Consider the following 6,772-nt stretch of genomic DNA (forward strand, 5'->3'; position numbering starts at 1 on the left):
TCACTCCGTCACCGGCTCCGGTTCGGGCACCGGGTCCGGCTGCGGCTCCGGCTCCGGATCGCTGAGCTGCTCGCGCAGGTAGTTCCAGAACACGGCGATCAGCGCGGCGACCGGCACCGCCAGCAGCGCGCCCACGATCCCGGCCAGGCCGCTGCCCAGCGTCACCGCGAGCAGCACCACCGCGGCGTGCAGGCCGAGGCCGCGGCTCTGCACCATCGGCTGGAACACGTTGCCCTCGAGCTGCTGCACCGCCACGATGATGGCCAGAACGATCAGCGCGTCGGTGGGCCCGTTGAAGACCAGGGCGATCAGCACGGCGACCAGCCCGGCGAAGAGGGCACCGACGATCGGCACGAACGCCGTCACGAAGGTCAGCACCGCCAGCGGGAGCACGAGCGGCACCCCGACGACCCACAGACCGAGGCCGATGAACACGGCGTCGAGCAGGCCGACGAACGCCTGGGAACGGACGAACGCGCCGAGGGTGTCCCAGCTGCGCGCGGCGACCGTGGGCACGTCCGTGGCGAGCCGGCCGGGCAGCTGCCGGGTCAGCCAGGGCAGGAAGCGCGGCCCGTCCTTGAGGAAGAAGAACATCAGGAAGATGGCCAGCACGGTGGTGACGATGCCGTTGACCACGGTGCTCACGCCGGTGACCGTCGCGGTGACGATGCTGCCGACGCTGTTCTGGATCCGGTCGATCGCCGTGTCGAAGGCCGTGGTGACATCGTCGGCGCCGAAGTTCAGCGGCGGCCCGGCGGCCCACTCCCGGATCTGCTGGATGCCGTCGACCACGCCCTTGGCCAGCTCACTGGACTGCGACACGACCGGCACCACGATCAGCACGATCACGCCGATGGCGACCAGCAGGGACACCAGGGTCACGGTGGTCGCGGCCAGCGCGGGATGCCAGCGGTGCCGGCGCAGGAAGCGGGCCAGCGGCCAGGTCAGCGTGGTCAGCAGCAGGGCCACCACCAGCGGCCAGATCACCGACCACATCTTGCCCAGCAGCCACAGCGCCACCCCGGTCATCACCAGGAGCACCAGCACCTGCAGGGATATCCGGGCCGACGTGCTCAGGGCGGCCCGGGTCTTCGTGGAACTCAACGTTGCCGGCATGCGATCACCCTAGGGATCTACCCCCCGCGTGCGCATGATGAAACGCCCGCCGGGATCAGCCCTTGTCGGCCCCGGCGGTCAAACCCTCGGTCAGCAGCCGTTCGGCGGCGAAGAACAGCACCACGATGGGCAGGGTCAGCACCACCGATCCGGCCATCAGGACCGTCTTGCTCACCTCGATACCACCGGAGAGCTGGGCCAGGCCCAGCGACACGGTCCAGTCGTTGCGGTCCTCGACCAGGAACAGCAGGGCGAACAGGAACTCGTTCCAGGCGATCATGAAGACGTACAGGGCGTTGGCCATCACCGCGGGCGCCGCCAGCGGCAGGATCACCTTGCGGATGGTCTGCAGGCGGGAGTAGCCGTCGACCGCCGCGGCCTCCTCCAGGCTCACCGGGATCGTCGCCAGGTAGTTGCGCAGCATGTAGATCGACACGGGCACGGTCTGAGCGATGTAGACGATGGTCAGGCCAGCCAGCGAGCCGCGCAGGCCGAGCCGGGTGAAGAGCACGAACAGCGGGATGGCCAGCAGGATCGAGGGGAAGAGGTAGACCGACAGGAACAGGAAGTGCACCTGGCGCCGGCCGACGAAACGCAGGCGGCTGACCGCGTACGCGCCCGGGATGGAGACCAGCAGGGTCAGTGCCGTGGCGGCGATGGAGACCAGCGCCGAGTTGGTGAGGAAGCGCAGGAATCCCTGGCCGCCGCGGCCCGCCGGGGTCAGCACCTCCCGGTACGTCGAGGTGGTCCATTCGGCCGGCCCGACCCAGAGCTTGCCCGGGTTCTGCAGCACCTCCTCGATCGGGCGCAGCGAGAGCAGCAGCATGTAGAGGAACGGGAACAGCGTCGCCACGACGAGCACGGCGATGACGACCCGGCGCAGGACCCCGAACACCCGGGTCTCGACGGCAGCGCGGTCCATCAGTTCTCCTCCTCGCCTTCCACTCGTGGCGCCATGAACTTCAGGTAGACGACGAGCAGGACGATGAGCCCGGCGGCCAGCACCAGCGCCTGCGCCGAGGCGGCCCCGATGTCGAAACGCGCGGTGAGGAACTGGTAGACCCGGACGCTGACCACTTCCGTGCCGGCCCCGCCGCCGGTCAGCAGGTAGACGTCGTCGAACTTGTTGAACGTCATGATGAAACGCAGCACGGTCAGCAGGGCGATGACCGGGCCGAGCTGGGGCAGCAGGATGTGGCGGAAGATCTGGGTGGGCGCGGCGCCGTCGACCAGGGCCGCCTCCTCCAGGTCACGCGGGACCGCCTGCAACCGGGCGAGCAGGAACAGGAAGGCGAACGGGAAGTACCGCCACGCCTCGAAGGCGATGACCGTCAGCAGGGCCAGCGGGACGTGGAAGTGCCAGCCGAACAGCGACGCCTCGTACTCGCGCTGGCTCAGGAAGGCGATCGGGCGGTCCCAGCCCAGGAAACGCGTGCCCCAGTTGTTGGCGATGCCGAACTGGGGGCTGAGCATGATCTCCCAGACGAAGGTCACCGCCACCACCGGTGCCACGTACGGCAGCAGCACCGAGGCGCGGACCATCGTGCGGCCGCGGAAGCGCCCGCGCAGGGCCAGCGCGGCGATCAGGCCGAACAGGATCGAGAAGAAGGTCGCCCCGATCGTGTACGCCAGCGTGGTCCACAGCGACGACCAGAAGCCGGGCGAGGTCAGCACCAGCTCGAGGTTGGCCCAGGTGTACTCGCCGAAGAAGCCGGCCCGGCGCAGGTTGATCAGCCGGATCCGCTGGAAGGCCAGCATGACCGTCCACAGGATCGGCAGCACCACGACGACCAGCACCACGATCAGGGTGGGCGACAGGTAGATCAGCCCGGCCCGGTTCTCCTGCTGCCGCCGGGTCAGCGGCCGTCTCCCCGGCTTGTCCTTCGCCGGGGAAACGGCCGTGGGCGGCCGGGTCGCGACCATTACTCGAGCGACTTCTGGATGCTCTTGACGTCGTCGGCGGCCCGCTTGGCCGCTCCCGCCGCGTCCAGCTCGCCGCCGGCCAGGGCGTTGACCGCCTTCGGTACGGGCAGCTCCCCCAGCGTCGCCCCGACCAGCGCGCCCTGTTTCTGGGGGAAGCCCCAGCGCTGGAAGGTGTCCGGGCTGTTCTGCAACGCGGTGATGACGTCCTTGGCGTAGACGTCACCGAGCGGCTTCTTGGTGTCCACCCCGGCCGGCAGGTCGTTCCACGCGGTGGTGAACTTGGTGGCCTCCTGCTGGGTGCCCTTGCGGACCGGGAACTTGCCCTCCGGCGCGATGCCCAGCCAGTCGGTGTAGCCCTCGTTCATCATGTACTGCACGAACTTCTTGGCCGCCTCGGTGTTCCCGCCGTCCTTGGTGATGGTCCAGCTGGTGATCTCGCCGAACTGCGACGGCTTGCCCGCGGGCCCGGCGATCGCGGTGACGATGCCGCTGTTCTTGGCCAGGTACGCCGGGTCGGCCTTGCACTGGGCGCAGGTCGGCAGCGCGTCCTTGCGCAGGCCGGCCATCTCGTCGAGCAGGAACGAGGACCAGACCACCATGGCGGCCTTGCCGGAGAAGTACGTCGCGCGGGTGGTGTCCACGTCCTGCGCCCCGGGCACCGAGAAGTTCCGGACCAGGTCGCCGTACAGCTGGAAGGTCTGCACGCACTGCGGCGAGTCCAGGGTGACGGTCTTGTTCGCGTCGACCAGCTCGCAGCCGTTGCCCAGGGCCATGTTCTCGAAGGTCTGCTCGGTGAACGCGTCGTTGCCGATGGTGGACAGGCTGATCCCGGCGATGTCCTTGGAGTTGAGCTGCTGCGCCGCCTGCCGGATCTTGTCGTACGTGTCGGGCGCGGCCAGGCCGGCCTTGTCGAAGAGGTCCTTGCGGTAGAAGAGCAGCTGGGCCCAGCCGTCGGAGGGGATGGCCAGCTGCTTGCCGTCCTGGCCGGTCAGCTCCAGCGCGCGGGGCGAGAAGGTGCCGGTGCCGAGCGCGTCCACGACGGCCTTGCTGGCCTCGGTGTCGATCAGGTCGTTGGTGGACATCTGCGCGACCGCGCCCAGCGGCAGGGCACCGACCACGTCGGGCAGCGTGCCGGCGGCCGCGGCCGAGGTGATCAGGCTGCTGAACTGGTTCTCGTCCGTCGCGACGATCTTGACCTTGACGCCGCTCGCGGCGGTGAACTTGTCGGCGATGGCCTGGGTCGCCTGCACCCGGTCGGTCTGGTTCTCCAGGCTCCACACGGTCAGGGTGCCGCCGCCGTCGCTGTCCCCGCCGCCGTCGTCGCTGCAACCGGTCAGCGCGGCGGTGACGAGCAGCGCGGCCGCGGGCAGCCGCCAGAACCGTCCATGATCGATCTTCACGAGATTTCCTCTCGGTGACGCATCGATGTCACTTGTTACCGACGCATCACATCAAGGACTTGACCACGGTGCAACCGCTGGCACCGGCAGTGCCGAGATCGGACACCCGCACGGCACCCGCCCTCGCCCTGAGCGCGCTGACCAGCGGTGCTGCCCGCGCCTCCGAGCCGGACGCCGCCGGTCAGCTCTCGGCCGGCCGGGTCGGGGGCCAGACGAGCGAGTCGTCCGGGATCGCGGGGTCGCACAGCGCCCGGTGGTCCCGGCCCGGCAGCATCCGGCCGGCCGCCACCACCAGCCGGGCCACCTCGATCGCCCCGTGCGCCTGGAAGTGGGTGTTGTCGGCGACCCCGGCGGGATAGTTCGGCGACGCGCCCGGGTCCAGCCAGAGGAAGTGGGTCTTGGTCGCCTCCGGGCCCAGGGCGCCCCAGCGGGCGAACGACAACGCGGTCAGGTCGATCAGCGGCGTACCGGTGTCCTCGGCCAGCGCCCGCATCGCCGCCGGATACTCCCCGTGCGACAGGTAGGGCACGCCCTCGGCGGTGAACCGCCGGCGCTCGACCGGGGTGACCAGCACGGGCCGGGCCCGGCGGGCCCGTGCGCCGTCCAGGTAGCGGCGCAGATACTCCTGGAACGTCGTCCAGGGCTCGGTGCCGCGGGCCGGGTCCTCGACCTTCTCGTCGTTGTGGCCGAAGGACACCAGCAGCACGTCGCCGGGCCGGATCGCGGCCAGGATGCGGTCGAGCCGGCCCAGCTCCGCGAAGCTCTTGGAGCTGGCGCCGGAGAGCGCCTCGTTGACCACCGCGACCTCCGGCCGCAGGAAGAGCGGGAGCGCCTGGCCCCAGCCCGCGCGGGGCACGTCCGCGAGGGCGTACGTGGCCGCGGTCGAGTCCCCCGCGACGAAGACCGTGTGCCGGGCCGGGCGGCGGCCGGCGGCGCCGGCCGGTCCGGTGATTCCCAGCCCACCGGCGACGGCACCGCCGAGCGCGGCCCGCAACAGCATCCTGCGATCGAGTTCCATGCCGCCATCAGATCAACCTTTGTCGATCCAGGCAAGCGCTTACCTACAGTCGGCGGGGGCCCACCCCATCCCCCCGGTTCGTGGGATGAGCACCCGCCGACCACCGACGGCAGCGGTCAGCGGACCAGCCGGACCGCCGGGTGCACCGCACTCGACCGGCTGAACAGCCGGGTCTGCCGGTCCTTCAGGTGCAGGTCGAAGAACGCCGCCTGGTACGCACGCGTCGCCGCCACCGCGGCGGCCGGGGACACCGTGCCGATCATCCCGGCGTGCGCGTCCGCGGGCAGCCCGAGCCCTCGCCGCACCTGCGGCAGCACCACCTGCAGATCGCTGCACCAGCCCAGGCCGCCACCGACGAGCTCCAGCTCCCGCCGCCAGCCGCGCAGCACCGACCACTGCCGGTCCCACATCGGGTTGGCCGCGCCGTACGCGCTGCCCGGCCGGATCGCCAGCACCGCGCGCGACAGCCCCTGCTCGACCACCGGCGCCAGCGGCAGCCAGCCCCCGTCGGCGGTCGGGAACCCGACGTCGGTGTCCCCGACCGCGCCGGCCCGGACGCGCTCGTCGGCCGCCATCAGGGTCAGTGTCATCAGGCCGGCGCCGGTGATGCCGCTGAACGCGCCGACCCGGCCCAGGTCGAGTCCGGCGCGCAGGCCGGGCGGCAGCTCGCGGGCGTCGAGCGTGGTGAGCCGGTCGAGCACGAAGCGGGCGTCGGCGGTGCGGCTGGTGTAGATGTGGCGCACGTAGGCCAGGAACTCGGGGCTGTAACGGTCGTCGTTCGGCGGGTTCGCGGCCGGGTGCTGCGGGACGAGCCGCCCGCCGGGGAACACGACCGGCGTCTCGTAGGTCGGTTCGAACGTCACCACCACGTACCCGCGGCTGGCCAGGTCCTCGATCTCGCACCGGTTGGTGCTGTGCGAGCCCCAGTGGCCCAGCTGGTAGACCAGCACCGGCCAGCCGTCGTCAGTGTCGCGGGCGGCGGCGCCGGCCACGGCGTGCGCACGCGTGCCGGCCCAGTCCACCCGATCGGCCGGCTGGGGAGCGGCGGCGAACGCGAAGATCTCGCCGGCGGCCCCGGCCCAGCCGGGCGTCAGCCACGGCACGCCCGGCCCCGCGGCCGGGCGCCGGGCCGGATAGGTCAGATTGACCATGAGCTCCCGGTACGGCTGTGCGGTGACGTACGGATCGGGCCTGGACCGGTCCACGAGGTGCAGATCCGGGCGCAGCAGTTCAAGGCCAAGGGCGAAGCCGTCAACGCGATGAAGGCCGAGGGCATCGAGTACGACCAGCGGATGGAGCTCCTCGAGGAGGTCAC

6 protein-coding genes and 1 pseudogene are annotated in these 6,772 nt (G+C 70.9%); 1 reads left to right on the plus strand and 6 read right to left on the minus strand.

The genetic code is table 11. The features are described from left to right. The 6 genes from ACWEOZ_RS33835 to ACWEOZ_RS33860 form a co-directional block, all read right to left on the minus strand. Positions 1 to 1,116 carry an AI-2E family transporter gene (locus tag ACWEOZ_RS33835; protein WP_451914749.1) on the minus strand — a complete coding sequence of 372 codons (1,116 nt, stop codon included), beginning with the start codon at positions 1,114 to 1,116 and terminating at the stop codon, positions 1 to 3. Positions 1,117 to 1,171: 55 nt separating this feature from the next. Further along, positions 1,172 to 2,038, minus strand: a complete 867-nt coding sequence (locus ACWEOZ_RS33840) for a carbohydrate ABC transporter permease (protein ID WP_451914750.1) — start codon at positions 2,036 to 2,038, stop codon at positions 1,172 to 1,174. Further along, complete coding sequence (locus tag ACWEOZ_RS33845) at positions 2,038 to 3,039, minus strand: carbohydrate ABC transporter permease (protein ID WP_451914751.1); 1,002 nt, start codon at positions 3,037 to 3,039, stop codon at positions 2,038 to 2,040. Before ACWEOZ_RS33845 ends, ACWEOZ_RS33840 begins: the two co-directional genes overlap by 1 nt. After that, positions 3,039 to 4,439, minus strand: a complete 1,401-nt coding sequence (locus ACWEOZ_RS33850) for an ABC transporter substrate-binding protein (RefSeq protein WP_451914752.1) — start codon at positions 4,437 to 4,439, stop codon at positions 3,039 to 3,041. Before ACWEOZ_RS33850 ends, ACWEOZ_RS33845 begins: the two co-directional genes overlap by 1 nt. A 181-nt stretch (positions 4,440 to 4,620) precedes the next feature. Then, complete coding sequence (locus ACWEOZ_RS33855; protein ID WP_451914753.1) at positions 4,621 to 5,457, minus strand: rhamnogalacturonan acetylesterase; 837 nt, start codon at positions 5,455 to 5,457, stop codon at positions 4,621 to 4,623. A gap of 116 nt (positions 5,458 to 5,573) precedes the next feature. Continuing rightward, positions 5,574 to 6,662, minus strand: a complete 1,089-nt coding sequence (locus ACWEOZ_RS33860; protein WP_451914754.1) for a hypothetical protein — start codon at positions 6,660 to 6,662, stop codon at positions 5,574 to 5,576. Between the two features lie 9 nt (positions 6,663 to 6,671). On the opposite strand from ACWEOZ_RS33860, the pseudogene ACWEOZ_RS33865 reads away from it, so the two are divergent. Beyond that, a pseudogene (locus ACWEOZ_RS33865) lies at positions 6,672 to 6,772 on the plus strand (DUF3516 domain-containing protein); the annotation flags it as partial.

The organism is Actinoplanes sp. NPDC004185, from assembly GCF_053603475.1.

Coding starts and splice junctions, on each gene's coding strand:
- ACWEOZ_RS33855 (WP_451914753.1), bottom strand. CDS start 5,457: ATGGAACTCGATCGCAGGATGCTGTTGCGGGCCGCGCTCGGCGGTGCC.
- ACWEOZ_RS33835 (WP_451914749.1), bottom strand. CDS start 1,116: ATGCCGGCAACGTTGAGTTCCACGAAGACCCGGGCCGCCCTGAGCACG.
- ACWEOZ_RS33845 (WP_451914751.1), bottom strand. CDS start 3,039: ATGGTCGCGACCCGGCCGCCCACGGCCGTTTCCCCGGCGAAGGACAAG.
- ACWEOZ_RS33840 (WP_451914750.1), bottom strand. CDS start 2,038: ATGGACCGCGCTGCCGTCGAGACCCGGGTGTTCGGGGTCCTGCGCCGG.